This is a genomic window from Alcaligenes sp. Me129, from assembly GCF_050487245.1.
GTDB lineage: Bacteria > Pseudomonadota > Gammaproteobacteria > Burkholderiales > Burkholderiaceae_B > Alcaligenes > Alcaligenes phenolicus.
In genome coordinates this window covers 175,815-202,668 of sequence record NZ_JBKQGX010000002.1, presented here as the reverse complement: position 1 = coordinate 202,668, position 26,854 = coordinate 175,815, and the positions used below count along the sequence as shown (strand labels likewise).

The 26,854-nt window shown below is 57.6% G+C and carries 22 protein-coding genes; 12 read left to right on the top strand and 10 right to left on the bottom strand.

Annotated features, from left to right (window positions below; genetic code table 11):
• Nucleotides 1-11 precede the first annotated feature (11 nt).
• From ACLPGZ_RS02950 to ACLPGZ_RS02935, 4 genes are all read right to left on the bottom strand, one after another.
• A complete protein-coding gene (locus tag ACLPGZ_RS02950) occupies nt 12-1,391 on the bottom strand; it encodes an NCS2 family permease (protein ID WP_035268349.1) in 1,380 nt (459 codons plus the stop codon).
• A 316-nt stretch (nt 1,392-1,707) separates the two neighbouring features.
• A complete protein-coding gene (locus ACLPGZ_RS02945) occupies nt 1,708-3,459 on the bottom strand; it encodes an FUSC family protein (protein WP_429640983.1) in 1,752 nt (583 codons plus the stop codon).
• Complete coding sequence (gene mdtN, locus ACLPGZ_RS02940) at nt 3,446-4,495, bottom strand: multidrug transporter subunit MdtN (RefSeq protein WP_021446781.1); 1,050 nt, start codon at nt 4,493-4,495, stop codon at nt 3,446-3,448. The genes ACLPGZ_RS02945 and mdtN overlap by 14 nt, the downstream gene beginning before the upstream one ends.
• 7 nt (nt 4,496-4,502) lie before the next feature.
• A complete protein-coding gene (locus tag ACLPGZ_RS02935; protein WP_179136438.1) occupies nt 4,503-4,757 on the bottom strand; it encodes a YtcA family lipoprotein in 255 nt (84 codons plus the stop codon).
• A 203-nt stretch (nt 4,758-4,960) separates the two neighbouring features.
• Between ACLPGZ_RS02935 and ACLPGZ_RS02930 the strand changes: the two genes are divergently transcribed.
• The 4 genes from ACLPGZ_RS02930 to ACLPGZ_RS02915 are packed head-to-tail and all read left to right on the top strand — an operon-like array spanning nt 4,961 to nt 10,317.
• Nucleotides 4,961-6,595 carry a Na+/H+ antiporter gene (locus tag ACLPGZ_RS02930; RefSeq protein WP_060186963.1) on the top strand — a complete coding sequence of 545 codons (1,635 nt, stop codon included), beginning with the start codon at nt 4,961-4,963 and terminating at the stop codon, nt 6,593-6,595.
• Nucleotides 6,596-6,636: 41 nt separating this feature from the next.
• Nucleotides 6,637-8,109, top strand: a complete 1,473-nt coding sequence (locus tag ACLPGZ_RS02925) for a metal-dependent hydrolase family protein (RefSeq protein ID WP_083053824.1) — start codon at nt 6,637-6,639, stop codon at nt 8,107-8,109.
• Nucleotides 8,110-8,129: 20 nt separating this feature from the next.
• On the top strand, nt 8,130-8,816 hold the full coding sequence (locus tag ACLPGZ_RS02920) for a MarC family NAAT transporter (protein WP_009460989.1): 687 nt from the start codon (nt 8,130-8,132) through the stop codon (nt 8,814-8,816).
• Nucleotides 8,817-8,826: 10 nt separating this feature from the next.
• On the top strand, nt 8,827-10,317 hold the full coding sequence (locus ACLPGZ_RS02915; RefSeq protein WP_258866303.1) for a TolC family protein: 1,491 nt from the start codon (nt 8,827-8,829) through the stop codon (nt 10,315-10,317).
• A gap of 99 nt (nt 10,318-10,416) precedes the next feature.
• Here ACLPGZ_RS02915 and ACLPGZ_RS02910 read toward each other — a convergent pair whose 3' ends face one another.
• Nucleotides 10,417-11,550, bottom strand: coding sequence for an aminotransferase class V-fold PLP-dependent enzyme (locus ACLPGZ_RS02910; protein WP_115635027.1), 1,134 nt, complete (start codon nt 11,548-11,550; stop codon nt 10,417-10,419).
• Between the two features lie 196 nt (nt 11,551-11,746).
• Here ACLPGZ_RS02910 and ACLPGZ_RS02905 point away from each other — a divergent pair, with 196 nt between their 5' ends.
• The 4 genes from ACLPGZ_RS02905 (at nt 11,747) to ACLPGZ_RS02890 (ending at nt 16,602) form a co-directional block, all read left to right on the top strand.
• Nucleotides 11,747-12,253, top strand: a complete 507-nt coding sequence (locus ACLPGZ_RS02905; RefSeq protein ID WP_035268361.1) for an RNA polymerase sigma factor — start codon at nt 11,747-11,749, stop codon at nt 12,251-12,253.
• Nucleotides 12,254-12,280: 27 nt separating this feature from the next.
• Nucleotides 12,281-13,267, top strand: a complete 987-nt coding sequence (locus ACLPGZ_RS02900; protein WP_239055353.1) for a FecR family protein — start codon at nt 12,281-12,283, stop codon at nt 13,265-13,267.
• Between the two features lie 181 nt (nt 13,268-13,448).
• The gene (locus ACLPGZ_RS02895) at nt 13,449-15,788 is read left to right on the top strand and encodes a TonB-dependent siderophore receptor (RefSeq protein ID WP_239055352.1); all 2,340 of its coding nucleotides are present in this window, start codon (nt 13,449-13,451) and stop codon (nt 15,786-15,788) included.
• Between the two features lie 145 nt (nt 15,789-15,933).
• A complete protein-coding gene (locus tag ACLPGZ_RS02890; protein ID WP_035268369.1) occupies nt 15,934-16,602 on the top strand; it encodes a metallophosphoesterase in 669 nt (222 codons plus the stop codon).
• A 1,263-nt stretch (nt 16,603-17,865) separates the two neighbouring features.
• On the opposite strand, the gene ACLPGZ_RS02885 is transcribed toward ACLPGZ_RS02890, so the two are convergent.
• Genes ACLPGZ_RS02885 through ACLPGZ_RS02870 form a run of 4 tightly spaced genes read right to left on the bottom strand, consistent with a single transcriptional unit; the run spans nt 17,866 to nt 22,042 of the window.
• Complete coding sequence (locus ACLPGZ_RS02885) at nt 17,866-18,954, bottom strand: c-type cytochrome (protein WP_239055351.1); 1,089 nt, start codon at nt 18,952-18,954, stop codon at nt 17,866-17,868.
• A gap of 21 nt (nt 18,955-18,975) precedes the next feature.
• The gene (locus ACLPGZ_RS02880) at nt 18,976-19,791 is read right to left on the bottom strand and encodes a c-type cytochrome (protein WP_026484488.1); all 816 of its coding nucleotides are present in this window, start codon (nt 19,789-19,791) and stop codon (nt 18,976-18,978) included.
• Nucleotides 19,792-19,799: 8 nt separating this feature from the next.
• A complete protein-coding gene (locus ACLPGZ_RS02875; RefSeq protein WP_009461016.1) occupies nt 19,800-20,450 on the bottom strand; it encodes a cbb3-type cytochrome c oxidase subunit II in 651 nt (216 codons plus the stop codon).
• Nucleotides 20,447-22,042 (bottom strand): cbb3-type cytochrome c oxidase subunit I, encoded by a 1,596-nt coding sequence (locus tag ACLPGZ_RS02870; protein ID WP_031232271.1) that lies wholly within the window; start codon nt 22,040-22,042, stop codon nt 20,447-20,449. The genes ACLPGZ_RS02875 and ACLPGZ_RS02870 overlap by 4 nt, the downstream gene beginning before the upstream one ends.
• A 252-nt stretch (nt 22,043-22,294) precedes the next feature.
• On the opposite strand from ACLPGZ_RS02870, the gene ACLPGZ_RS02865 reads away from it, so the two are divergent.
• Nucleotides 22,295-22,957: a response regulator gene (locus ACLPGZ_RS02865; protein ID WP_021446792.1), complete on the top strand. Its 663-nt coding sequence runs from the start codon at nt 22,295-22,297 to the stop codon at nt 22,955-22,957.
• A 12-nt stretch (nt 22,958-22,969) separates the two neighbouring features.
• Nucleotides 22,970-24,322: an ATP-binding protein gene (locus tag ACLPGZ_RS02860; RefSeq protein ID WP_060186959.1), complete on the top strand. Its 1,353-nt coding sequence runs from the start codon at nt 22,970-22,972 to the stop codon at nt 24,320-24,322.
• Between the two features lie 93 nt (nt 24,323-24,415).
• On the opposite strand, the gene ACLPGZ_RS02855 is transcribed toward ACLPGZ_RS02860, so the two are convergent.
• Nucleotides 24,416-24,625, bottom strand: coding sequence for a cold-shock protein (locus tag ACLPGZ_RS02855; protein WP_009461028.1), 210 nt, complete (start codon nt 24,623-24,625; stop codon nt 24,416-24,418).
• Nucleotides 24,626-25,029: 404 nt separating this feature from the next.
• Here ACLPGZ_RS02855 and ACLPGZ_RS02850 point away from each other — a divergent pair, with 404 nt between their 5' ends.
• Nucleotides 25,030-26,358, top strand: coding sequence for an NAD(P)/FAD-dependent oxidoreductase (locus tag ACLPGZ_RS02850; RefSeq protein WP_429640982.1), 1,329 nt, complete (start codon nt 25,030-25,032; stop codon nt 26,356-26,358).
• Entirely contained in the window at nt 26,345-26,848 is a 504-nt protein-coding gene (locus tag ACLPGZ_RS02845; RefSeq protein WP_088452464.1) for a thiosulfate oxidation carrier protein SoxY, read from the top strand. The genes ACLPGZ_RS02850 and ACLPGZ_RS02845 overlap by 14 nt, the downstream gene beginning before the upstream one ends.
• Nucleotides 26,849-26,854 lie beyond the last annotated feature (6 nt).

The window sequence follows — 26,854 nt, the reverse complement described above, 5'->3', positions numbered from 1 at the left end:
CAAGCCCTGCTTTATAAGGCCCAGCCACCCAGGTAGAAAACAACCAGGGCAATGGCAATCAGAACCGTGCCCACATTCAGGCGACGCAGTTCACCCGAGAACAGGCGACCCAGCACCAGCGTGCAAAAGCCCAGCATGATGCCTGTGACGATATTGACGGTCAGCACGATAAACACGGCGCACACCAGACCCGCCATGGTGTCGACCGTATCTTCGGTATTCAGATGACGCACACCGCCCAGCATCAGCAAGCCCACATACATCAAGGCAGGCGCAGTCGCATAGGAAGGCACCAGACCGGCCAAAGGCGACAGGAAGATCAGCATCAGGAAACCCAGGCCAACCACCACCGCGGTCAGACCGGTACGTCCCCCGGCGGCTGTGCCGGCAGCAGATTCAATGTAGGCGGCGGCAGGCGAAGCCCCCAAGCTGGCAGACACCAAAGAGCTGAGCGAATCCGTCGTCAGGGCGCGGCTGCCATTGATGATCTGGCCATCCTTGTCCAATTGCCCGGCATTGCCCGCTACCGCACGAATCGTGCCGGTCGCATCAAACACGGCTGTCATCACCAGAGCCAGCACACTGGGCAGGACGACCGCATTCAAGGCCCCGCCTATGTCCATGGCACCGATCAAGGAGTTCTCGCCCAGCAAGCTAGGCATGGCAAACAGGCCAGTAAAGCGCACATTGGGATCGAAGATCAGGCCTACCGCCGACAGACCCAAGATCACCAGCAAGATACCGCCCGTGACACGACGGCGCTCCAGGCCAAAAATTGCTGCCAGACCCAGCACACTCAGCCAGACCGGCATGGACGTGACGTCCCCCAGGGCAACCGGCAGACCTGCGCCCGTATTACGGGTCACCAGACCTACCTCGTTGGAGGCGATCATCAGCAAGAACAGGCCAATTCCGATACCCGTGCCATGCGCGATGCCCAGGGGCAAATTGCGCAGAATCCAGGTACGAATCCCGGTGGCGGAAATCAGGGTAAAGATCAGGCCCATCAGGAACACGGCACCCAGGGCGACGGCCGGGCTGAGTTGCTGACCCAGCACCAAGTCAAAAGCCAAGAACGCAGTCAAGGACAAGGCACAGCCCACCGCAATGGGCAGATTCGCCCACAGCCCCATCAGCAGGGAGCCAAAAGCGCTGGTCAGACACACGGCCACAAAGACCGACGAGGTATCAAAGCCCGCCTTGCCCAGCATGGACGGTACGACAAATACGGAATAAACCATTGCCAGGAATGTCGTCAGCCCTGCCAAGACCTCCTGACGCAGAGAACTGCCGCGCTCTGTATAGGCAAAATGTTTCTGCAACCAACCGCCAGCAACCGGAGGGACCAGGGCCTCCTGCCCTGGCCGCAATGCGGATTCTTGCTCAGCCATACTTCATGCTCCTTTATCAGTATTGTGATGTCTGAAACGGTACGTTGCCGTCATCAGGAATCAGTAATGGACAGTTCCAGCCCCAAAGGGGGCAAGAGACTTCTCACACGCTGAATCAAAGAAAACGCCGAGCAAAGACGAGTCCTGCCCTGCCCGCAACAAGGTGCAGACATAGGCAGAAAGAAGTAGGTATGCGGGGGTGTCTCCGACCGAACCGAGGCCTTTGCGGCGCTTCTTTTGATCCCGATAATGGGAAGTGAGGCCCATTCTACGAGCCGTCAAGGACGGGAAAATCACCTCTAGGTAATGAGGGTTATCAATCGCTTCGGTGGCGAGATACAGGCATATAGGCTTGGCCGATGAACTGCTGGCGCAACTGCTGCCATTGACGTTGCATCTCCTGGGCCTGCTGCTGGTCGGGTCGCAAACGCTCTGGTTCCAAGTGCATCAGAGCCAATCCATATTTGGCCGCCGACAGCTCCTGCGCGACGCTGGCTGACTGCTGCACCGCCTGGGCAGGACGTTCCTGCCATAAGCTGCCCAGGCCGCTCAAACTGTCAGAAGCCTTGGCCAAACGCTGACGTACCGAACCTGCAATACTGACAGGCCAGATCTGGGTAAACATCACGTACATCACCGCATTGCCCAGCAAAATACCGATCACCCGATCACGGGCCGAATCCAGGTCAAAGCTGGGACCAAAGCCCTGCAAGGTCACCAGATAAAAGGCAAAGGCAATTTGAATGCCGGCATACGAGATACGTTCCGGGCCATAAAATACCCAGGCCCCTAACAGGGACACCAGAAATACCACAACCATCAAGCCGCCAATATCCAGCAGATGCGGCATCACAAACAAGATAGTGATAAAGCCCAGCGCCGCCCCCAGCAAACAGCCCACAATCCGCAAGGTCAGCTTGTGTACGGTTTCCCCGGTAGAGCCCAAAGCGGCCACGTAGCAGGTAATCATGGCAGTATGAATGCCCTGCCAGTCTGCCGCGCTATAGATCAGATAACAAAGCACTGCAGCTGCCGTCGCCTTCAAGGCATGGTGCTGATAAACCGGATTACTAAAGGCGTCGGGCACCATGAAGGAGCCATGTTCCGGATCCGCTTTGCCAATAGACACCGCCCCCGACAAGGCCAGCAAGGCATCGCGCAAATCTTGTTCGGCCAAAGAACTGGAGGCTGACAGCTCGGGCAGATCATCCATCTGCGGCAAACGCCCTTGTTCAATCTCCTGTGCGCTGCGTTCGCACATCTGGGCAAATGCTGTGGCCTGCTCATTGTCCAGATGCTGATCGCGCAAGACGGCAACCGCCAGCAAGGCTCGGTAGGTATTCAAGATGGCCTGATCCAGTTCTGCCTGCTCTTGTGCAGGCCGCAAATGAAACAGCCGTATCCAGCCCAGTCGCTTCTGTTGTGCACTGACTCCCAAAGCCAGTTCGTTCCACAAATCCTGCGTATCTGCCTGCCCCATCAAACCCTGGGCCGACAAACGCAAACGCGCTGCCAGTTCACGGCGCAACACCTTGTGCGGGTACAAACCAAAACAGAGATTGAAGATCAGCACCAGGCCCATGGGGGCGCAGGTCATCAACCAGGCATAAAGCACGGCACGGGTAGCAATCTCGCCAAAGGGCACATAGCCCAACAAGGTCAGCACAAAGGCGATGACCAAGGCAATAATCCCGCCCAAAGGGCCCAGCTTGCTGGCTACCCCGAGAAACAACAGCACAAAGGAGGTCAGCACCATGGCCAGCAAACGCCAGGCCGGATACTGAATCGTGACCTGAATCAATGGCACCATCAGCAGCACCACAATGGACACCAGCACCACCAGAGCCAGCGCCAGTACCGAGCTTTCGCCGGCATCGGACTTCATCACAAAGAAGATCACAAAGCAGCTGACGGCAGACTCGGGAATACCGTAGTTCATGGCCAGCAGCACCATCAAGGCGCACAGCACTGCCACGCGCCAGCTTTGCGCCAGACGACCGGGGGTGGGCTGCAAGTCTTGCCAGACCAGCCGCGCCAGACCCGACACGCCGGTCTTAGCAGTTGCCATCGCGATGAATAATAGTGGTGGCCGAGGCACCCATGCGCATCAAGTCCTCGGGCGGGGCATCCAGACGGATACGCACCGGAAAGCGTTGCGCTACCCGTACCCAGTTCATGGATTTCTGAATATAGGGCAGGCTGCGCGGCAGATTGATCTGCTCCTGACTGCTGACACCCCAACCAATTTCCTCTACCTTGCCCGAGAGCTTGCGCGAAGGATCGGACATCACATACACCGTGGCGCAGGCCCCTGGCTTGATCTCTTTCAGATCCGTTTCACGGTACATGCCCGTGACATACCAGGAATCCGTATCCAGCAAGGTAAAGACAGACGTGCCGGGCATCAGATGTTCTCCCGAGCCGATACGCAAGCCCACGATACGACCGTTGTGCGGTGCCTTGACCTGAGTATGTTCCAGATCACGCTGGGCCATCGCCAAACCTGCCTGTCGCGCTTGCACCATGGCTTCTTCTGCCTGCGTATTGCCGACCAGAGCCTGAGCGGCCCCGGATTGCTCTGTTGCCTGTTTCAAGGTGACTTGAGCATCACGCAGCAAGGTATTGGCTTCATCCAATTGCTGTTGGGAGACATAACCCTTGGCCGCCAGATTCGCCAAGCGACGCTGGCTTTGCGTGGCCATCGTCAAATTGGTTTTAGCGCGGGTAATCTGATCATCGGCAATGACGGCGTTATGCCCTTCTGCGCGCACAGCCCGTTGCTTCATGTCCAGCGTAGCCTGAGCCAGCGCCAGTTCAGCCTGGGCCTGTTCCAGACGCAGCTGATAAAACACCGGGTCTACGGTAAAGAGCAGTTCATCGCGGCTGACGAACTGACCGTCACGCACCATCATGCGCTCAATGTGTCCAGGCAAGGAGCTGGAGATATGCACCACATCGGCACCGATCACCGCGTCTTCGGACAAAGGGTTGTTGGCAGAGCGCTGCAAATACCACCAAGCCAAGACAATGGCGGCGACAACAATCAGCACGCTCAGCAGGCGGGCAGCGCCTTTACGGGGGGAGGATTTCTGTGCCTGGGTCATGGCTCAGTCACTCGAAGAAAAGAAGAAGTGCGGCAAAGGTCAGTGCCAGCGTCAAGCAGGCATAGACAGGCAAACGCATGGGCAGGGCATCATCCACACCTGCACGAATCAGCCCCCAACGAATCAGCAAGGTCAGCAGCACGGCGCCCAGCACACACACCAGCCAGGCCGGGAAATACGAACCCGCCACATAGACCGACGGGGCAAGAGAACATCCCCCCAACAAGGGCAAGACAGCCAGACCGGCTAGTAGCGCACGCATGCGTGGCATCTCCCTGATTATTGTTAAACCGATCTGCGCATGGCGCCCTGATCGCTGCGACGAATTGTACCTGAGCCCTTTCAAAGACATCATTTATATCTCTGCCGGATTAAGCAACTGTGTATCTATGATTTTCACGAGTATAGTGACAAACATCTTTCTGATAGGGTCTCAATAACCTCGGTTATTTACACAGAGTTGCCATGGATGACGTAAACCTGACTTTAAGCATGCTGGCCGCCGTTTTAATCAGCAACAGCGTGGTCAAGATAATACCTGTTGCCATCCCTGCCCCTCTCGTACAGATTTTGCTCGGCTTTCTGATTGCCGGCTGGTTCAATCATGGGATGACCCTGAATCCGGATCTGTTCTTTTATCTGTTTCTGCCGCCCTTATTATTTCTGGATGGCTGGCGCATTTCCAAGGAAAGTTTAATTCGGGACCGAATTGGCATTCTGGTTCTGGCTTTTATTCTGGTCTTTTTAACGGTATTCGGATTAGGCCACGTGCTGCACTGGCTCATTCCTGCCATGCCTTTGCCAGTGGCCTTCGCCTTGGCCGCCATTGTCTCACCAACTGACCCAGTTGCCGTCTCGGCCATTACCCGCCGCGTGCCTCTGCCGCCACGACTGCAGGCCTTGCTGGAGGGTGAATCCCTGTTCAACGATGCCAGCGGTCTGGTTGCGTTTCGACTTGCTGTAGCCCTGGCCCTGGGCGGCTCTTTCTCCATCACGTCTGCCAGCCAGAACTTCCTGTGGCTAACGCTGGCCGGCCTGGTCGTGGGCGTAGTGACCACGCGTGCCCTGCTTTTTCTGCGTAATCTCTTTGTGCGCCGCTGGGGCGAAGAGCCAGGGCCAGAGGTTCTGTTCAGCCTGCTCCTGCCTTTTGCGTCCTACTTCCTGGCCGAACAAATGGAGGCCTCTGGCATTCTGGCCGCTGTCGCAGCAGGCGTGACCATGAGCTACGCCGAGCTCTCGGGCAATGCACTGGCGGCCACCCGTATGCAGCGCAAGACCGTCTGGGACACCTTGCAACTTAGCTTGAATGGCATGATGTTCGTCCTGCTGGGCGAGCAACTACCCGCTATCTTTCGCGGCGCGGTACAGGTTGTCCAGGAGACCGGCCACCATAATCCAGCCTGGCTGCTGGTCTATGCGGTCGCGATGTGTACCACCCTGATTTTGCTGCGCTTTCTATGCGTTTACGCTTACCTGTGGCTACGACGCGGCCTGTCCCTGCTGGGCTTGCATCATGATGCTGAGACCGCCCAAGCCAACCCGCGCCTGGTGCTGGTGCTGTCCATTGCCGGGGTACGAGGTGCCGTCACCCTGGCCGGTGTCATGACCTTGCCGCTCACTCTTGCCGATGGCAGTCCTTTTCCTGCCCGAGATCTGGCCATTTTCCTGGCCTCCGTCGTCATTATCGTGTCACTGCTGACGGCCAGCCTGGCCCTGCCACCCATCATGAAACGAGTCAGCTTCCCTGCCCTGCGTCGACGTCAGGAGCAGGAAGAACGGGCCGAGCAAGCCGTACGTCACGCCAGCGCCCAGTCGGTGGCGCAGACATTGAATGACTTGATTGCGCACAATCCCGAGTCCTCAGGGGCGCGTTACACGGCCATGGCCGACCGCGTCCTGGGCACTATTGCTCACAGCCCTCAAGGCGACGGACTGGAGCCGGATCTGGCAGAACAAGCACTGGAAAAAGACATGCAAATCCGGGCCATCCACGCCGCGCGTGAGGCCGTTTACACCTTAGCTCGCACACACCAGATATCCGATGAAATCGCTCGCGAACGGGTCCGCCTGCTGGATCTGATCGAACTGCGTATGTCTTGAGTCCGCCTTCCTTTCATTTATCGTTGATTTTTTAGGACGCCATGCAGACTTACTCCTACCTGGGCCAGTCCCCTGCCCTGCGCCAACAACGCCAAGCCTATCGTCACGGCTTGCCAGCCTGTGTTTGCGCCCACCCCTCCATTCCCTTCATTCACAAGCGCTTGAGTGCATCAGCCAGTTTCGCCCCCAGCGCGGTCCCTGCAGGCCCGGCCTTCCAATCCAATAATGCCCTGGATCAGAAACCCATCGCCCTGGCTCCCAAACTGATCCTGAGCAATCTGCGCCTGTTTGATGGTGAAACAACAGAGCTGAAAAACGGGCTGGCCGTCCAGATTGACCAGGGCCGCATCACTGCCGTCATGCCGGTTGCCGAGATTCCGGCCGACGCCACCGTCATGGACTGCCAGAACAAAGTCTTGATGCCTGGCCTGATCGACGCCCACTGGCATAGCCTCTTGTGCGCTGTCGACCAGATGACCGCCATGATGGCCGACCCGGCTGACCTGCATTTGATTGCCAGCAAAGAAGCCGAGCGCACCTTGCTGCGCGGTTTTACCACCGTGCGCGATGCCGGTGGCCCCAGCTTCTCCTTGAAACGCGGTATTGATATGGGCTTGCTGCATGGCCCGCGCATCTATCCTAGCGGCGCCATGATTGCGCAAACCGGCGGCCATGCAGACTTTCGTATGCGCTACGAAGTGCCACGCGCAGAAGGCGAGCTAAGCCACACCGAACGAGCAGGTGTAACCTGCATTGCCGATGGCGCCGACCAGGTCCTGCGTCGCGTTCGTGAGCAACTGATGCTGGGCGCCAGCCAGATCAAGCTGATGGCCGGGGGCGGTGTCACCTCCTTGTACGACCCACTGGAAGGACTGCAATTTAGTGATGCCGAACTGCGTGCCGCGGTGGGCGCCGCCAGCGACTGGGGCACCTACGTGATGGTGCACGTGTACTGCGCTCGTGGTATCCAGCGTGCGATCAAGGCAGGCGTGAAATCCATCGAACACGGCCAACTTGCCGACGAGGAAACCGCCCGCATGATGGCTGGCGAAGGCGTGTGGTGGAGCCTGCAACCCTTTTTGGCCGATGAAGACGCCAACGTCCAGCACGACCCACGCAGCAAGGCCAAGCAACAACAAGTTGCTGTAGGAACCGTACGTGCCTACGAACTGGCCGATAAATATCAGATCCAGACCGCCTGGGGCACGGACATTCTGTTCACCCCCGCCCATCTACCACACCATGGCCGCATGTTGTCCAAGCTGACCCGTTTTTACAGCCCACTCAAGGTGCTGAAAATGGCGACCGGAGATAATGGCCGACTGCTGCAACTGTCGGGCCTGCGCCAACCATACGAAGGCGAACTGGGCGTGATCCGAGCCGGTGCCCTGGCCGATCTGCTGTTGATTGATGGCGAACCCGAACAAAGCCTGAGCTTTCTGGAGCAGCCCGAACAGAACCTGCTCTTGATCATCAAGGACGGCAAGATTTACAAGAACGCCCTGCCCGCCTGAAACCTCATCAAGGAGCTCCCATGCCCAACGAAGTGATGCAGTTATTCAAATTGCTCGGCCTGGGGCTGGCATTTTTGCTGCCCCTGGCCAATCCCCTGACTTCAATGGTGATGTACCTGTCGTTGGGCGAAACCTTGAGCGCAGCAGAAAAGAAGCAGCAACTGCGTCAGGCAACGCTGTATGTCATTCTGGCCTTGCTGATTACCTACTACGCCGGTTTGTGGATTACTTCGGCACTGGGCATTTCCATGGTGGACATGCGCATCGGGGGCGGGCTGATCGTGGCGTATATCGGCTTTCGCATGTTGTTTCCCCCCACTGTCAGCGACGTGGTTTCCAAAGCAGCCGATCAGAACACCGCTGCCCACAACAATATCGCCTTCGTTCCACTGACCCTGCCCTCCACGGTCGGTCCCGGCACTATGGCTCTGGTTATCAGTGCCTCCTCCAAAATGGCTGGCATGCGCGGGCACTATGCGGAATGGGTGCTGGTGGCCACGCCCATCATTCTGGCCATCCTGATTGGTTTGATCTTTTTCATTTGCCTGCGCTCCTCGCTCAGCATCGTGCGTGTGATCGGGCATAACGGCGTCGATGCCATTTCACGCATCATGGGGTTCTTGCTGGTCTGCATGGCCGTACAACTCGTCCTTGAAGGCGGACAGCAGTATGCTGCTACGCTGCTGACTCATTCTGCTGCCTCCTGAATTTATGTCTATGACTTGTTTTCCTGCATTGCGTCTGACTCTGGCTGTGACGGCCGCCCTGACTCTGGCCGCCTGCGCGGCGCCTGATCACAAACCCATGGCCCAGGCCATGCCCGAGCAAGATGCGCCGGAACCACCTCGCCTGACATTGGCCGATTACAGCGGCCCGGATCAAAACCAGCCAGCGCCCCGCGTGCAAGCCCATCACGAATACAGCCTGCCAGAACTGATCGACCTGGCCCAGCGCCTGAACCCCAGCACCCGCATTGCCTGGGGCGAGGCCCAACAAGCCGCAGAAGCTGCCGGTATGGTGGAGAGCACCTACCTGCCCTTGATCTCCGCCAGCGTGGTGGGCGGCTATATGCGCAGCGACCGCGACAGCAGCGTGCACATTCTGGGTAGAGAAGTCGATGTGGACTACGACACCCATTTAAGTGGCGCCGTCCCTTCCCTGACCTTGAAGTGGCTGCTGTTCGACTTTGGCAAACGCGCCGCCTTGCAAGAGGCAGCCGACAAACTGGCCATGGCCAGCCGGATTACCTTCAGCGGTGTGCATCAGGCCGTGATTGCAGAAGTATCCATCAGCTACTTCAACTACAACTCGGCCCGCCAACGCGAGCAAATCTCTGCCCAAGGGCTGAAAAATGCGGCACTGATTGAAGATATCGCCCTGGAGCGGCAGCGCAATGGGCTGGGCACCCAGATTGAAGTCGCGCAGGCACGACAACTGAAAGCCCAGGCCCGCCTGCACCACGTGAATGCCAGCACCCTGGCACGTCAGTCTTATCAAACGTTGCTGGGCGCAATTGGCCTGTCCCCGGAAACGGAGCTGAAAGTCGCCGATAGCGCCACCCGCCCTCTGCCCGAGGATCTGGATATCCCTGGCAATGACACACTGAAAAAAGCCATCGCCCAGCGGCCCGATGTACAGGCCCTGCAAGCCGCCCATCAGGCCAGTCTGGCAGGCATAGACTCAGCCGAAGCCAGTTTCATGCCCAAGCTGGCCTTGATGGGTTTTATCTCCAAACGCATGGGTTCATTAAGTGTAGGCAGCCTGCCCGAAGTCAGCCCGCAATCCTCCTCCCGAGGCGCCGTGCTGGCCCTGAATATCCCGATCTACGACGCTGGGCTACGCAACAAGCAAGTGCGCGAAGCCCAGTTGCGTGCCGACACCGCGCGCGAACGCGTCGCCAAAACCGAACAAGACGCCTACAAGCAAATGATCATCGCTGCCGACGCGCTGCGAGCTGCTCTGGAGTCTCATCAAGCCGCCACCAGCCTGGTCGAGGCGGCACAAATCACTTACCAAGGTGCGCTGGAATCCTATAAGGAAGGTCTGACCGGCATGACCTTGCTGACCGAAGCGCACAGCGGTCTATTGGGTGCACAAGAAGCCCAGACTATGGCTCATACTGCAGGTTTGGTCGGCTCTGTAAACCTGGCCTTTGCCATGGGTGAACTCAATCAAGCCCCCAAGACCCCTGGGGATGCCACTAAGTAGTAGGCAAAGAAGAAGCAAGCCACACTCTACTTGGGAGCAAAAATAAAAAGGGAGCCATGCAAGGCTCCCTTCTCATGTAGCAACCGCTACTGCAGCAACTTACTGCTCTTCAATCGCATCCAGCGCCTTGGCCAAACGCTCCACCGAGCGCTCCAGATTGTTCAGCTTGTCCAGACCAAACAGACCAATTCGGAAGGTCTTGAAATCGGCAGGTTCATCGCATTGCAAAGGCACGCCCGAGGCGGCTTGCAAACCAGCCTTGGCAAACTTCGCGGCCGAATGTATCCCGTCGTCCGTGGTGTAGCACACCACCACCCCCGGCGCTTCAAAACCTGGTGCCGCCACGCTGCGGAAACCATGTTCGCTGAGCAAGGCACGCACCTTGCGGCCCAGCTCCAGCTGACGATTGCGGATCCAGTCAAAGCCCAGAGCTTCCGTCTCGGCCATCGCCTCTTGCAGCACCTTCAAGGAGTCCGTCGGCAAGGTGGCATGGTAGGCATGGGCCCCACTCTCATACGTTTCCATGATCTGCAGCCACTTGCGCAGATCGCAGGCAAAGCTGGTGCTGGTCGTGGTTTCAATGTGCTGACGAGCACGCTCGCTTAACATCACCAGACCGCAACATGCCGAGCCAGTCCAACCCTTTTGCGGCGCGCTGATCAGCACGTCCACACCCACATCCTTCATATCCACCCACACGGTGCCCGATGCAATGCAATCCAGCACAAACAGACCGCCTACCGCATGCACGGCATCGGCGACCTGACGCATATAGTCATCGGGCAACATGATGCCGGAGGCTGTTTCCACGTGCGGGGCAAACACCAAAGCCGGTTTTTCAGCCTGAATCGCAGCAACTACTTCTTCGATAGGGGCCGGTGCGTAAGCGGCCTGCTTGCCTTCCTCAATCGGGCGTGCTTTCAGAACCGTGGTGCTGGCGGGGATGGAACCCATGTCAAAAATCTGAGTCCAGCGGTAGCTGAACCAGCCATTGCGTATCACCATGCACTTTCGGTCCGTTGCAAACTGACGGGCCACCGCTTCCATGCCAAACGAGCCACTGCCCGGCACCACGATGGCCGAATGTGCCTGATAGACCTGTTTGAGCGTGCGAGAGATTTCGCGCATCACTTCCTGGAAGGTCTTGGACATATGGTTCAAGGCGCGGTCGGTGTAGACCACCGAATATTCAAGCAGGCCGTCCGGATCAACGGGAGTGCTGGTTTGAGACATGAAAACCTCGGAATTCAGATGTAGAAGATATAAGGATCGAAGGATTTTAGACCAAGCCGCTTGGTACGGGCAGCTTGACCCCAAGACCCTTCCGGTCAGAAGAAATTGCACAGACAGGCCGAACAAGAACAACCTGAATGAGAATTATTGCTATTATTCACTATTCTTTTTTCCGCCTGCTCCGCTAAGCCGCTCAATGTCTCACCCTTCACGTCCCATAAAAGCCTGGCTCGCCTCGTATAGCGAGCTGTTTGGCGTATGGCGGCGCAAGGCCGAGAGCCGGGAAGACGCGGAAGATGCCATGCACGACACCGTTGTGGGCATGCTGGAAAACAACACTACCCTGATCGACAACCCACGTGCCTATCTGGCACGAGGCACCAACAACCGTCTGATCAGCCGCCATCGCCATCAAACCGTCCTGACTGTCTTACCCTTGGACGAGCTAAGCGATACCGAGCATCCGCGCCAGGCCGGGGCTGACAGCCACGCCCAGTTTGAGCAATTAGCCGACGCGCTGGTGAACGCGCTGGCCGACTTGCCCCCAAAATGCCGAGAGGTCTATATCAAGCATCGACTGGAGGGCTGGACCCATACTGAAATTGCCCAGGACATGGCCCTTTCCCGCAGCATGGTGGAAAAATACATGACTCGTGCCTTGCGTCACATCCATGAACGGCTGCACCATTACGTACCTGACTGACGCCATGTCGTACACAAAGCCCGCGCCATGACCCACCCCTCTTCCTCCGACGAACTGGATCACCCCAGCGATGCCGCTCATTGGTTCGCCCGACTGCAATCGGGGGAAGCCAGCGAGCAGGACCACCAGGCCTTCCAAGCCTGGCGGGACGCTGATCCTGACAACGCGCGCCGCTACCGCGAGGTGGAGTACCTGTGGCGCGCCAGCCAGGCCGTCCCGGAAGAACGCCTGCGCAGACTGCTGCCCCACTCCCCTGGTCGTGTGCCATCCCCCAAGCGCCGTTATCTGACACTGGGTTTGGGCGCACTTGGCATGCTGGCCCTCTCGGCCGGAGCCATCCATCAGTCGGGCTGGTTGAATCCGGTAGAAGAAACGGTACAGTTGCTCACTGCCAAAGGCGAGCGTCAGCAAATCACCTTGCCCGATGGCTCTGTTGTGGACTTGAATACCGACACCATCGCCCAGGCTCGTTTATCTGCCTCCAAACGGGAAATCGAACTACTCCAGGGTGAAGCTTTTTTTGCTGTCCAACACTACCAAACCCTGCCCTTTATCGTGCGCACCGACTTGGGCACCGTAACCGTCACCGGCACCCGCTTCAATGTGCGACGGCTGGGAGACAGCCTGCAAGTCAGCGTTCAGTCCGGCTCGGTCAAAGTGGAGTCCGGTCCTTGGTGGCGTCGCCAGGAACGCCTCCTGGAGACGCAGCAACAAGTCCTGTTGCGCCAAGGTGCAGAACCCGGTCCGGTACACATGGCCGACGTGGAAAGCCTGACAGCCTGGCAACGCGGCAAGATCATTTTCAAGAACACGCCTTTGGAAGTGCTGGTACAGGAAATGGCTCGCTACCTGCCCCAGCCCTTGACGCTGGACGCCCCCGCCCTGCGCCAGCACCGTATCTCCGGTATTTTCGATGTCGACCAACCCGAAACCGTCGTAAAGGCCTTACCGGCCATTGCCCCAGTCCGGGTCCAAAGAGATGCGTCAGGTGTGACGCACATTGTGGCGCGCTAAAAACAGAGCTTCCTGGGCCTGTTACAAAATAATCATGATTCTCATTCCGGTGATTGAGCACCTTGTGCGTCTAGGTAGGTGAAGGAGGCTATCCCGTGCAGGACGGCCCCCTGAGTCCCTTTGGCCAAAGGCTGGGCGCGTCTATCGCGCGAGATGTATTTTCATTGGAAAACGTAGGATCGTGAGCCCCTTTACCCCACGTCGTCGCCACTCGCCCCTTTTGCAGGCGAACTTGAGTGCCTTGACCTTAAGCCTGAGTCTGGCCTTCAGCCTAGCCCCTTCTGCTGTGCAGGCCCAGCAAACTGTCTCTATTCAGATCCCTGCCCAGCCCTTGGGCGATGCCCTGCTGAAACTGGGCGAACAGACCTCTTTGCAGATTTTTTTCTCTCAGGATGTAGTTGCCGGACGCCAAGCCCCCTCGGTCTCGGGTCATCTGGCACCTGAGCAAGCTTTGCGTCAATTGCTGGACGGTAGTGGCATCAACTACACCCGAGACGGCAACACGGTCACCTTGTCAGCCGGTGTGACTCAATTGACGCCAGTCACGATACGCCGCGCCCCCACAGACACCGCTGACAGCTACGTCGCACTAAGCAGCCGCGGTGGCAAGCTGGACGTACCCTTGATCGAAACCCCGCGTTCGGTCTCCATCGTCACGCAAAAGCAGTTAAAGATTCTGGCCCCGCAAAGTATTGAACGCGCCCTGGCTTACACCCCTGGCGTTCAGACTGACGTGTCCGGCTCGGGCGACCTGCGCATGAGTGGCGCGGTGATACGTGGCTTTAGTGACGGCAGTGCCTACTACAAAGATGGCTTGAAGCAACTCTCGGCAGGCACCTATGGGTCCTGGAATGATGATATGGACAGCCTGGACAGCATCGAAGTGCTGAAAGGCCCGGCCTCGGTCCTGTATGGACAGGGACGCCCCGGCGGCGTGGTCAACGTGGTGTCCAAGCGCCCCACAGCCGATCACGTGAACAGTCTGGGACTGGGCTATGGCAGCTACCAGCGCCGTCAGTTAACGGCGGATCTTGGTGGAGCCTTGAACGACGATCAATCCCTGCTGTATCGCCTGAATCTGTCCGGGCGCAAAAGCCATGGACGCACCATAGACTCGCGCGACGATCGTGTCTCGGTGTCCCCCGCCCTGCTTTGGAAACTGTCGGACCGGACCAGCCTGACACTGTTGGGTTCGTATTCACGTGAACGAGGCACTCCCAAGTCCTGGTGGCCCAATCTGTTTTATTACCCCGAAGTCACTGACCTGCCGCTCAAACGCACCGCCGGGGACCCGGCGTTTGACTACTTCAATCGCGACACCAAAGCCATTGGCTATGCTCTGGAGCATGACACCGAAAGCGGCTGGCGCTTGCGTCAGAACCTGCGCTATTCGGAAATCGACATTGATTACCGCCATATCTACGCCATGGCCGTTCTGGCCGACCAGCGCAGCGTCTCCCGCGCCAGCCTGGCCCAGGAAACCAAAGGCCGCACCTTCACGGTAGACAGCCGGGTCGGCAAGGACTTTAACTGGGGACCACTGGAGCATACGTTGGAGTTTGGTGTGGACTATCTGCGCTACAAGGAAAACGACGGCTTGGGCTTTGGCTGGAACGTACCTGATCTGGACATGCTCGACCCGGTATACGGGCTGTCCATCACACCGCCCGAACTGGATTACTCCGAGCGCGATCTGAAGCAGACCGGCATTTACATGCTGAACCAGCTGAAATGGGACCAGTGGGTTGCCAATGTCAGCTTGCGTCACGACACCGCTCGCACCGTACAAAGCAGTGCGACGCAGCCGCGCATGACGGACCGCGCCACCACCGGCAGCGCGGGCTTGCTGTACCTGTTTGACAATGGTGTGGCTCCATACATCAGCTATTCCACCGCCTTTGACCCCACAACAGGGCGGGCCGCCGATGGCACGGCATTCAAGCCGCGCGAGGGCAAGCAATACGAAGCCGGGGTGAAGTATCAGCCACCGGGAACCGATGCCCTGATTACCGCTGCGGTGTTTGACCTGCGCCAGACCAATGTCACCACGCCCGATCCGAACTTCCCGCGTTTCAGCGTCCAGACAGGAGAAGTACGATCCACGGGTATCGAGCTGGAAGCCAAGCTGCCCATTAGCTCTCAGCTCAACCTGATGGCGGGCTATACCTATCTGGATCCACGGACTACGCAGAGCGAGCGCCCGGCAGAAATTGATCGGCAGACGTTGCAAACCGCACGTCAGACCGCCAGCCTGTGGCTGGACTATCGGCCCCAGCAAATTCAGGGCTTGATGGTAGGGGCGGGTGTACGGTATCGAGGCAAATCGCCCAATGATGTACGGCCGGATGGCAGCCTGAACTACAACCCTTCTTTCACCTTGGCAGATATGGCGGTGGCATATGAGACGTCCCGCTATCGGGTAGCCCTGAACGTCAACAATGTGTTCAACAAAAAGTATTACACCGGCCAGTTCCGGGGCATGGAACGGGAAGTGATGTTGAACATGAATTTGTATTGGTAATCATCTTGCTGAACAGGAGGCTGTCTTGCCTGACAAGTACAGCTTACTCTGACTAAGTGCAGCGGCAGGCCGCGTCTTTCTTGACTCGGCCTGCTGCTCTGAGTACCGTGATGAGCACGTTTCATCTAGTCCGGGTTTCATCATCATGCAGGTAGCACACTTCAGCCAGAACACCTTGGGACGCGATATTGCGGTTGGCGATATTCACGGTTGCTTCTCCAAGCTGAAAACGTCTTTAAAGCGGATTCGTTTTGATCCGTCCAAGGACCGCCTTTTTTCGGTGGGCGATCTGGTGGATCGTGGTCCGGAGTCGCATCATGTTCTGGAGTGGCTGGACCTGCCCTGGTTTCATGCGATTTGTGGCAATCACGAGCAGCTGACCTGGCGGCGGGCGATTGGGCAGCCTATTCAGGAAGTGGATCATCGCGTGCATGGTGGGCTATGGCTGGACGATTGCACCTCGGACGAGCAGGCACTGATCGCTCAACGTCTGCAAGCCCTGCCTTTGGCGATGGAAATAGAAACGCCCTTGGGACTGGTGGGTATGGTTCATGCCGACTTTCCCTACGACAATTGGCAGCACATTCATACCGAGGGTTTTGATGCCAATGACCGCTATGTCTGTATGTGGTCCAGGGATCGCTATGTGACTGGCTACGATGGCATGGTAGAGGGTCTTCGGGCTTTGGTGCATGGGCATCAGACGACGCACAAGATGCGGCAATTAGGGAATGTGTTTTTCATTGATACCGGCGGGTGGCTGGATCATGGGCATTTCACCTTGTTGGATTTGAAGCGCTTGGTGGCTTTGTAGCGTCTTTCGGCTCTTCGCTCTCAATTAGAGATTGTTTTTACCTAATTAGTCTCTGGGAAGGCGCTGTTTCGGTCCTGCTGGGGTGTCGGGGCTGAGCACTGGCCGGCGCTGCGCGCCGGTACCCTTGTCGAGAACTCGATCGGGGCGCATCCTGAACTCGCCGGGTACTTGGTCCCCCGGACCAAGTACAAGCGTCCGGCTCAAACAGCAGGATGCTTGTACCCCCGATCGAGCCCTCGCCTGCGGCCAGTACTCTGAATCGCCCCAACACCCCAGCAGGACCGAAACAGCTCTCAGCGATTATTTGCAAAGACAATCCTTATGCGGCAACTGATTGCTGCTTATTGGTTTACTGAGTGCTGATGGCTAATGGCTAATCGCTAATGGCTGATGTTCGACTCGCCTTGAACACGGAATCAACGACACTACGTCTGATGGACGTACAAACCTGTCTTCGTCAATGTCGGTACTGGCCTCGTCTCTCGCGGTATCTATGCCTACCTGAACAACAACCATCATGACGAGCGCTTCGGCTTCAAAAACAAACGACAAGCTCAAGATTACGCACGACTGCTTGTTAGGCCGGGATATCCTCAGCAAGATTCATACTCCCATAAAAACACCAGGCACTCGATAGCTAGTAGTGGGCTCCTATTTTTCTATCCCCCACACCCTCTACCCGCCAACTGCTGAAAGTGACGGTCAACAAGCAAACCTCGACACCCTTCCAGCTCCCAACGCACTTAGAGCAGCAGAAAGAAGCCACATACAGCCAGGCCCCAAAAGGACGGAAGTCTCAGTTTTATAGTCATTGTGAGCCGGTCTGGGCCGGGGGGCCGTCCTCTGGGCGATTCAGGCTTCTTGCCGCAGGCGGGCTTGCTATTCGGGGTTCAAGCGTCCTGCTGTTTGAGCGAAATGCTTGTGCCTTGTCCGGGGGACAAGGCACTTTCGCGAGTTCAGGATGCGCCCGAATAGCAAGCCTGACCAGGGCACCGGTGCGCAGCACCGGCAAGGAGCCAAGCCCGGAGGACGGCCCCCCGGCCCAGACCGGCGTTTTCACGAGTCACTATCTAAACATGCAGGCTCTCTGCACTCCTTATCTCCCAACCCTCCTGCTCCACACCCCCCACTCCTCAACACTCAGGAAAACGAAGAAGAAGAAGAAGAAGAAGAAGAAGAAGAAGCCCAAAACAAAACCGCCTCAGTTCCCAAAAGAAACTGAGGCGGCCTCATCTTCAAACAAACAGCAAACAGGCCAAAGGCTTACTTCTCCATGCCCCCACCCAAGATCACGCCGTTCACCTCCTTACCGTAGTAACTTTCCTCGCCATCATGGAACTCCACACGCGCTTGCTCAACCGTCCCCTTCTGACGAGCATCCTTGGGACGCTCATGACTGTTGATGTAAGCCGCTACGTCCCAGGCATCCTGATCGGACAAGGAGAACGGTTTACCCAAAGGCATATTGGCCTTGATGAAACCAGCAGCCGTATCAATACGAGCCATCCCTGCACCCCAGTTATACGAGTTGGGGCCCCACAAAGGCGGGAACACCACACCACTTTCGGCATCCTTCTGCCCCTGGCCATCGACCGCATGACACAAGACACAGTTGTTGGTATAGACCTCTTTACCGCGTGCTACGTCATAGCCCAGTTCGGTCTTTTTAACTTTGGGGAAACCAGCACCCGGCAACTTCTGACCCGTAGGCGCGCCATCGGACATCCAGTACATATAAGTCATCAAGTCACGATACACGTCGCTGCCAGCGGGCGGCGCAACACCCGAGGGCGAGGCCTGCGCATTCATGGAATAGGTAAAACAGCCAATGATGCGATCTTCCAGCGTGCTGATCGCCTTGGTCTTGGCACGATAGGCGGGATAGCTGACATAGGCTCCCCACATAGGCGCAGAGTGTTCACGACGACCACCGTCCAGGTGGCAGTTCACACAAGCCAAAGTATTGCCCACGTGATCCGACACCGTGGTCGAGGTTTCCATAAAGATCTTGTGACCGCGACGAACCGCCTCGCCATACGGCGTATCCGGAATGCTGCTCTCTGGCGGTGGCACGTAGTAACCATCTGCGCCTACCGGCATACCAGCCGTGACCGAATGCTTGTCCTTGCTCTGTGCCTTGCGATCGGCTTCCATGGCCTCACGACTATAGGTGGCCTCGCCAAGCTGGATGGTGCCCTTGTCGGGCGAACCCAAGGAAAAGGACAACCAGCCCTTGGCATTCAAACCGTAGCCAATCGCAAAAAGCAGCACACCAATACCGGCCCCCCAGGCCAGTCTGCGTCCACCCGACATGGTGGATTTGCTGCGACCATTTTTTTGAGTGTCTTTCATAAAAAGCTCTCTGTTCTGATCTTATTTCGCCTGCTTGCCATTGGCTGGCAGCGAGGCGGCGTAATAGGAAACCGCATACAGGTCCTCGTAGGACAAGCGCGATGCGATGTCATCCATCAGGCTTTGCGGCGAGTTGTGACGATGGCCGCCTTTCCAGGCCGACAACTGACTGAACAAGTACTCGGCCTGTTGCGCAGCCAACGGCGGGAAAGACGTACCTACGCCTTCACCCTGACTGCCGTGGCAACTGATACATGCAGGCACGTTCTGCTTCCAGTCCCCTTTATGGAACAGGGCTTCGCCACGGGCCAGGTTCGCTTCCGAACTGGGCACATTAATGGCGGGAGCAGGCAGCTTGGCGTAGTAAGCAGCCAGCTCTTTCATATCCTCAGGCTTCAAACCGCGAGCTACGTACTGCATGGACTCGTTCAGGCGTGTACCTTGAGCAAAATCCTCCAGCTGCTTGAGCAGATACGCCTCGGGTATACCGGCCAAACGAGGAGTGATGCCTGCGCCTTCACCGGCCTCGCCGTGGCAGGAAGCACAGCTCCACACACTGCCCTGCCCCGAATGCACCAGTACGGGCGCATCCTTCAGTGCGGGGATGGCTGGCACCACAGGGGTGTCGCCTGCATTGGAAGCAACAATAGCGGCGGTCGGCTTGTCCGCTGCGGCATGTGGCGCCAGATCGTGCAGGTAAAGACCCACACCGGCCAAGGCCAACGCGAACAACACAGCCAACAGGAAGATTGGAATGGGACGCGGCGGTTCCCACGGCTCGAAGGTGGGGTCGATGTTCTCGACCTGGGGCGAACTAGAAACTTTTTCCATTGTCATGACTTGTCCTATTTAGCGCCCGAATCCGTCGAGGCTTCAGCGGGGCGACGATCGTAGCCACGGTCACGTTTATCCAGTTCCTGCGCGCTGGTCGCATAGGTGCGATCCAGAGCCAGCAGGTACTCCACCAAGTCCAGCGCTTCCTTGCGAGCAACCACATGCTTGCCCGCAGGCTGCAGGGACTCTGGCAAACGCACCACTACATCGCCTTCGGAAACCTGGTCTTTCAGCTCGAACATATAGGGATAGGACGGCATCAGGCTCCAGTCAAAAATCGCACGGGGCTGATACAGGTGGGTCAAATGCCAGTCACGGCTTTTCATGCGCGCACCGACGTTAAACAGGTCCGGACCGGTACGCATGGTGCCCAGCAGGTGGGGCGAATCGTAAAAGTAATCGCCCGGTGTGGAGGCACGGCCCCAGCCACGTGCCGTATCAAACAGGGTTTGACCGGTAGAGCGTGGCTGCTGGCTGTGACAGTACAAACAGCCGTTGGCCACGTACTCGTCACGCCCCAGCAGTTGCTGGGCGGTATAGGGTTGCAACTGCTCCGGCGGTTCCGAGGTACGCAATTGCCAGGCTGGCAAAATCACCAGCATCAAGGTAGCCAGCAGCAACACGCCAATGGCCCCGATTAGTAAAGGTAAGAGTCGATTCATGACGCATCTGCCCGAGCAAGTGTAGGAGTCGCATTAACAGCGGAACCTTTGCGCAGCAAGAGCAAGGCAAAGTGAGCCGCAAAGACAAAGTGGCCCAGTGTCATCATGGTGCCGCCAATAGAGCGGGCTTCCAGATACGGAACCATCTTGCGAGTGATCTCGCCAAAACTTGAACCTGGGTCCATCAAGCCCATGCCCTGCACCACACCGGCAATGCTCAGAGCCAGCACGTAGATCGTGAAGCCTGCCGTCACCAGCCAGAAATGGGTTTTGATCAGAGCCGGGAAGGGCCAGCGACGTCCCAGAATGTGCGGCATCATGTAATACAGCGTGCCGAACATCACCATGGACACAAAGCCGTAGGCGCCCAGGTGAGCGTGACCGACGGTGTAATGCGTGAAGTGCGTGACCGAGTTCACCGAGCGGATGGCTTCCAGCGAACCCTGGAAGGAGGACAAGGTGTACATCAGCGCGCCAATCCAGACGAAACGCAGGGCCATGGATTGCTTGAAGGCCCACAGGTTCTGCGCAACGGTTACGTGCTGGTTAATGGCCACGGCAATCACCGGCACAAACATCATGATGCTGTGCACCACGGACAAGGTGACGGCCCAGGTTGGCACCGGACCGCCCATCAAGTGGTGAATACCGACCTGGCTGTAGAACAGCGCCAGACTCCAGAAACCCAGCAAGGACACGTTGTAGGAATACACGGGCTTGCCGATGATCTTGGGGATGATGTAGTACGCCGCACCCACACCCATAGGCGTCAGCCACAGACCCAGCACGTTATGAGCAAACCACCAGTTCACGGTTGCTTGCTGAGCACCGATGTGCAGACCGGGGATGTTGGAGACCAGGAACAGGAAGGGAAACCAGACCATGCCGGCCAGGAAGTACCAGCCCGACACATAGATGTGGCGCGATTTGCGGTTGGCGGCGGTTTCAATGGCAGGCCAGGCCAGGAAAAAGCCCCCTACTGCCAACAGAATGTCGATCTGCCAGGGGAATTCCAGCCACTCGATCCCGTCGGACCAGCCATTGGCCACGGCAATCGTGCCGCCCAATACCCCCAGGGTCCACAAGGCGGCGCCGAAGTACACCATATTGGGACGTCGCAAAGGCGTATGAAAAATACGCGGCAACAACCACAGGGCCACGCCAATCCCGGTCACCGACAACCAGCCGTAAGCCACGATGTTCAGGTGCAAGGTACGCGCACGACCAAAGGTCACTTGTGCCACGTCGGCCAGCCAATCGGGCCAATGCAATTTCAGCGAGGCCATCACGCCAAACACCGAACCGATCAGCAGCCAGGTAATCCCGACCGTGACCAGAAGCAGAACCGGCCCCCGACCACTGCGGTCAATACCGGCACGCAAAACGTCAAAGCGATGTGTCTGTGCTTCATTCTCCCCCCCAAAGGAAGCACTATCATCCGGCTGACCAAGCTCACCTTTCATGAAGATGGTCTCAGCTTCGTTCTTCCCAACGAAGATCAGCTTGTTTGCCACGGCCCAGACAAGAATGCCCAGTGCCACCAAAGAGGCGACAAAACTGGTCGCCAGTAATATTCCTAATATAGGAGTCATGTGAATAAATGCCCGATATCTGTCATGCGGCTAAGCCTAAAGAAACGTCATTGCCCAAGCCGGTTTTATTAAAAAAGTAAGTACCGAGATACAAATGCAATGCAATCTACATCACAGTAGAGGATCAGGATTAAGGCCAAATTAAGAGAACTTTCCCTCTCGCCCCTGCCCCCAAGACTGCTAACATGAACGCCGAAACGTAATAAACATCAGGCTTTGCCTGCACAAGCCGCATTTACCACAGGGGGGAGAATGCACGTTTTACTTGTTGAAGATGATGCGCTCGTCGCCAGCGGAATTGTGGCGGGCTTGCGACTGCATGGGCTGACCGTGGACCACGTGGGCACGGCCAGCCTGGCCGACACGGCCTTGCTGTCTTCGCACTTTGATGTCTGTATTCTGGATCTGGGTTTGCCTGATCAGGACGGGCTGACGCTGCTGCGGCGTTGGCGCGAACAAGGCCGTAAACTGCCCATTCTGATTCTGACGGCTCGCGACGCCCTGCATCACCGGGTTGAAGGGCTGCTGGGTGGGGGCGATGACTATGTCATCAAACCTTTTGACCTGGACGAGCTGCTGGCACGCCTGCATGTATTGACACGACGTGTAGCGGGCCACGAAACAGATTGCATTGAATATGGGCGGCTCAGTTTCTGTGCCTCCACCGGCCATGTCACCCTGGACGGCAAGCCAGTCAGTCTGGCGCGACGTGAGCTCTCCTTGTTGCGTGCCCTGCTCAGCAAACCGCACACCATCCTGAGTGCCGAACAACTGTGCGACAGCGTCTACGGCTACGATCAGGATCTGGAAAGCAATGCCATCAATGTGCACATCTACCATTTGCGCCGCAAGCTGGGCAGCAATATTGTCGAGACCGTGCGGGGCCTGGGCTACAAACTGGGGCCTGCCGGTTAGGTATTTCACACCATGAGCCTACGCCTTAGATTGCTGCTGGTTATCGGCATTTCCCTGACCGTGCTCTGGAGTGCAGTCGCCACCTGGATGCTGATGGATGCACGCCACTCCTTGCGTGAAGCGCTGGATAGCCGACTGGCAGCATCGGCCCGCATGGTGGCTGGACTGGTTGCCCAATTTCCAAACTTGCAGGAGTTGGCCCAATCCGCAGAGCGCCCCCTGGACATCATTGCCCGAGATGGGGTGGCTTGCGAAATCAGTGTGGTGCGCAGCGAAGTAGAAATTCAGGCGGTCAGCCGAACTGCGGGTAGCCCGGATATGTCACAAGTGGCTTTGGGCTTTGGCACGCACGTGCATGGTGGCAAGCGCTGGCGCACCTTTGTGCTGCGCGAAGGCCATATTCAGATTGCCGCCGCCGACAGCATAGAAATACGCGAAGCACTGGTACGGGAAATCATGCTCTCGGCTGGCCTGCCCTTTGTCGTGGCCTTGTTTGGTAGCCTGCTGCTTTTGTGGGTTGGTATCGGTCACGGCCTGGCTCCCCTGGAGCGAATTCGGGACATGCTGTCGCGCCGTCGTCCCGGGGACGACAGCCCACTGCCCAAAGTCAACGTCCCGGTTGAGCTGCAACCCTTGCTGCGAACCCTTGAGGAACTACTGGAGCGGCAACAAGCCGCCATCATGCGCGAACGCCGCTTTACCGATAGCGCTGCCCACGAACTGCGTACACCCCTTACCGGAATCAAAACCCATATTCAAGTTGCCCATCTGGCTGCCCAGCGTCCTGGAGAACGCAACACGCTGGATACGGCCTTGAGCCAGGCAGACCAGGGCGTGCAACAGCTACAGAACATTTTGCAGCGGCTGCTGGAGTTGGCACGGCTGGACGGGCAAAGCGCCCGAATGGAAAGTAGCCAGGCCGACGAGGCGGTATACGCTGCCCTGCATGCCCTTAAAGCCATCTACGGCGACACCATAGACCAGATCACGCTGGATATACGCAGCAAACCCGGCCCGGTGCAGATTGAAAAATCCCTGCTGACAGTGGCCGTACAGAATCTGATCGACAATGCCTTGCGCTATACCAAAGCCCAGCAACCGATCAGCCTGCGGATTGAAGCAGGAGAGCCGGGCTATCTGCGTCTCAGGGTGCTGGACCACGGTCCCGGATTAAGCGACAGCGAACGGGATCTGGCCATGAACCGTTTTTGGCGCGGCTCGCAACAACAGGCGGGCTACGGCTTGGGCTTGTCGATTGTGAACGCGATCGCCACCCAGCATGGCGGAACGCTGGAGCTGCTGAATCGCAAAAGTGGCGGGCTGGAAGCGCGTCTGACCGTGCCCCTTGCCGACCAGGGCAACTAAAACCAAGCCACGCAATAAAAAAAGGCCGGAGCCCATCAGGGTCCGGCCTTTTCTGTTTGACGAGGTGCTTGCCTGTTTCAGGCAAGCCCATCATCAAAGAATTTGGATTTTAGTTGCGCATGGGCCTTTTTGGCCTGCACCTTCGATGAAGGAAACGCGTTGGTTCTCTTCCAGAGTTTTGAACCCGGTTCCCTGAATTTCACTGTGGTGTGCGAAGAGATCCTTGCCGCCGTTCTCCGGCACGATGAATCCGAAGCCTTTTTCGCTGTTGAACCACTTCACAATACCAATTTCTGTCTTCAAAATAAGTCCTAAATGTAATAACGATCAGAGAAAAAAATTTTCTCTCCCTGAACTATCCTCCGATTGCGTCCACAAAGATAGCTCCGTTACTTTTTAATTGTAAAAATCCGGAAATTCTGTTGTTTCCTGAGCCTGTCCATCCTGTTTGTCTAGCGCCGCCCTTGCATCCGGGATGCCACTGCGCACCATGTCCGGGCCAGTTGCCCCTGCCATCTCCAACACAAGAACGCCTGGGGAAAAGCGCCGCCATTTCAGCGCCAAACGGTATTTGAGGCCTGAACAACTTACTTCAGCCTATAAAAAATCCCCACGCAATCAAAGCACTCTTGGCTATACTGGCTCGCACTTAGCGGTCTACTTATCCTGATTGACGTGTGTCATGTCATGATCACGAGGAACATACAATGAATCGTAGAAACTTCCTGCTGGCCACGCCGGCTGCCGCATTTGGAACCCTGGTTCTGCCCTCTGCCAGCCTCTCGGCCCCCGCCATCATCACCAACACCAGCCAGATCCTGCCGCGCCACACCAAGGGCCCGCGCATTGTCATTTGTGGGGGCGGCTGGGGCGGAATGACGGCCGCCAAGTACCTGTCCAAGCTGGTGCCCCAGGCACAAGTGGTGCTGATCGAACGCAACCCCACGTTCTGGTCCGGCCCCATGAGCAACAAGTGGCTGATTGACATCGTCAACACGGATTTCCTGAACCACGACATGCTGGCGCCCTCCATCAAGTACGGCTACAGCCTGGTTCATGCCGAAGTCACCGCCATCGAGCGCGACAAGAAAACCGTGCGCACGACCCAAGGCGCGCTGGAGTACGACTACCTGATCCTGTCGGGCGGCATACGCAATGCCTACGATGCCTGGTTTGGCAATGACACTTACGCGGCGGAATACACCCGCCAGCACTTTCCCAACGCCTACATCCCGAATGCCGAGATGTTTGCCTTGAAGAACAAGCTCAAAGCCTTCAAGGGCGGCACCATTGTGATGACGCTGCCCCCGCCACCGCATCGCTGCCCGCCCTCGCCCTACGAGCGCGCCTGTTTGATGGCCTGGCATATCAAGACCAACAAGATTCCGGGCAAGATCATCATTCTGGACCCCAAGCCCACCATTGCCCCGATTGGCGAGGGATACCGCGCAGCCTTCCAGGAGCTGTACCCGGACATCATCACCCACGTCCCCAATGCCCGAGTGCGTGAGGTCGATCCCTTCAAGAAGCACATCAAGACCACCGCCGGCGATTTTGATTTTGACGACGCGGTGCTGATGCCCCCGCACCAGGCCGCCGATATGGTCTGGAACGCAGGCCTGATCGGTACAGGCCCCGATGGCAAACCCACGGGCTGGGCCAATATTGACCCACGCCTGTTCACTGCCCGCGACGACGACAATGTCTACGTGGTGGGGGACTCCATGGGCTTTATTTCCGACCAGTTCGGCCACTACCCCAAGAGCGCCCACGTGGCACACGCCGTAGCCAAGATTGTTTCCCAGAACCTGGCCGAACGTATCGCGGGCAAGGAAGTGGTGCCCGTGCTGCCGGATAATCTTTGCTACATGATGGTCAACGGAGATCCGCAAGAAGAAATCTCGGTCAAGTTTGAATACGAGCTGGACGCAAGCGGCAAGGTTCTGCAAACCCAGATCGACATGGATGTCCGTACCCCCGACCTTGTTCAAGAAGACTTCCAGTGGATCAAGACCCGTTTCAATGACTTCCTCTAAACTTCCCTCCCGTTTTGTCCGCCGCCGCCAGCTTGTACTGGGCAGTGCCGCCGGACTGGGTGCCGCGTGGCTACCCCTCAATCTGCATGCGCAAGTCGCCTTTGACCAATTGCTGAAACCGGCCACTGCGGCCCAGGTCCAAGCCATTGTGGACGAGTTCCTGAAAGGCGCCAGCCCAGAAGAAAAAGGCATGAAGCTGGATATGCCCGCTCTGGGCGACAACCCCGCCGCAGTGCCCGTCAAAGTGGTGCTGGACTTGCCCGCAAGCGACGATGTGTATTGCCAGGAACTGATCATTCTGGCCCAGGGCAACCCGCATCCGCTGGCCTGCCGCTTCAACTTCACCGCCCTGGCCGGAACAACGGAAGTAGCAGTTCGCCTGCGCCTGATTGAAACCCAAACCATCCGCGCCCTGGCACGGTTAAGCGATGGCCGCGTCCTGAGCGCCCAGCATCACATCACGGTGACTGCTGGCGGCTGCGGCATGTAAACAAGG

Excerpts from the sequence above, each read along its gene's own strand:
- ACLPGZ_RS02930 (WP_060186963.1), top strand. The coding sequence starts at position 4,961 with ATGGATGACGTAAACCTGACTTTAAGCATGCTGGCCGCCGTTTTAATC.
- ACLPGZ_RS02890 (WP_035268369.1), top strand. The coding sequence starts at position 15,934 with ATGCAGGTAGCACACTTCAGCCAGAACACCTTGGGACGCGATATTGCG.
- mdtN (WP_021446781.1), bottom strand. The coding sequence starts at position 4,495 with ATGACCCAGGCACAGAAATCCTCCCCCCGTAAAGGCGCTGCCCGCCTG.
- ACLPGZ_RS02885 (WP_239055351.1), bottom strand. The coding sequence starts at position 18,954 with ATGAAAGACACTCAAAAAAATGGTCGCAGCAAATCCACCATGTCGGGT.
- ACLPGZ_RS02875 (WP_009461016.1), bottom strand. The coding sequence starts at position 20,450 with ATGAATCGACTCTTACCTTTACTAATCGGGGCCATTGGCGTGTTGCTG.
- ACLPGZ_RS02865 (WP_021446792.1), top strand. The coding sequence starts at position 22,295 with ATGCACGTTTTACTTGTTGAAGATGATGCGCTCGTCGCCAGCGGAATT.
- ACLPGZ_RS02880 (WP_026484488.1), bottom strand. The coding sequence starts at position 19,791 with ATGACAATGGAAAAAGTTTCTAGTTCGCCCCAGGTCGAGAACATCGAC.
- ACLPGZ_RS02920 (WP_009460989.1), top strand. The coding sequence starts at position 8,130 with ATGCCCAACGAAGTGATGCAGTTATTCAAATTGCTCGGCCTGGGGCTG.
- ACLPGZ_RS02850 (WP_429640982.1), top strand. The coding sequence starts at position 25,030 with ATGAATCGTAGAAACTTCCTGCTGGCCACGCCGGCTGCCGCATTTGGA.
- ACLPGZ_RS02910 (WP_115635027.1), bottom strand. The coding sequence starts at position 11,550 with ATGTCTCAAACCAGCACTCCCGTTGATCCGGACGGCCTGCTTGAATAT.
- ACLPGZ_RS02905 (WP_035268361.1), top strand. The coding sequence starts at position 11,747 with ATGTCTCACCCTTCACGTCCCATAAAAGCCTGGCTCGCCTCGTATAGC.
- ACLPGZ_RS02845 (WP_088452464.1), top strand. The coding sequence starts at position 26,345 with ATGACTTCCTCTAAACTTCCCTCCCGTTTTGTCCGCCGCCGCCAGCTT.
- ACLPGZ_RS02870 (WP_031232271.1), bottom strand. The coding sequence starts at position 22,042 with ATGACTCCTATATTAGGAATATTACTGGCGACCAGTTTTGTCGCCTCT.
- ACLPGZ_RS02925 (WP_083053824.1), top strand. The coding sequence starts at position 6,637 with ATGCAGACTTACTCCTACCTGGGCCAGTCCCCTGCCCTGCGCCAACAA.
- ACLPGZ_RS02915 (WP_258866303.1), top strand. The coding sequence starts at position 8,827 with ATGACTTGTTTTCCTGCATTGCGTCTGACTCTGGCTGTGACGGCCGCC.
- ACLPGZ_RS02860 (WP_060186959.1), top strand. The coding sequence starts at position 22,970 with ATGAGCCTACGCCTTAGATTGCTGCTGGTTATCGGCATTTCCCTGACC.
- ACLPGZ_RS02935 (WP_179136438.1), bottom strand. The coding sequence starts at position 4,757 with ATGCGTGCGCTACTAGCCGGTCTGGCTGTCTTGCCCTTGTTGGGGGGA.
- ACLPGZ_RS02950 (WP_035268349.1), bottom strand. The coding sequence starts at position 1,391 with ATGGCTGAGCAAGAATCCGCATTGCGGCCAGGGCAGGAGGCCCTGGTC.
- ACLPGZ_RS02945 (WP_429640983.1), bottom strand. The coding sequence starts at position 3,459 with ATGGCAACTGCTAAGACCGGCGTGTCGGGTCTGGCGCGGCTGGTCTGG.
- ACLPGZ_RS02900 (WP_239055353.1), top strand. The coding sequence starts at position 12,281 with ATGACCCACCCCTCTTCCTCCGACGAACTGGATCACCCCAGCGATGCC.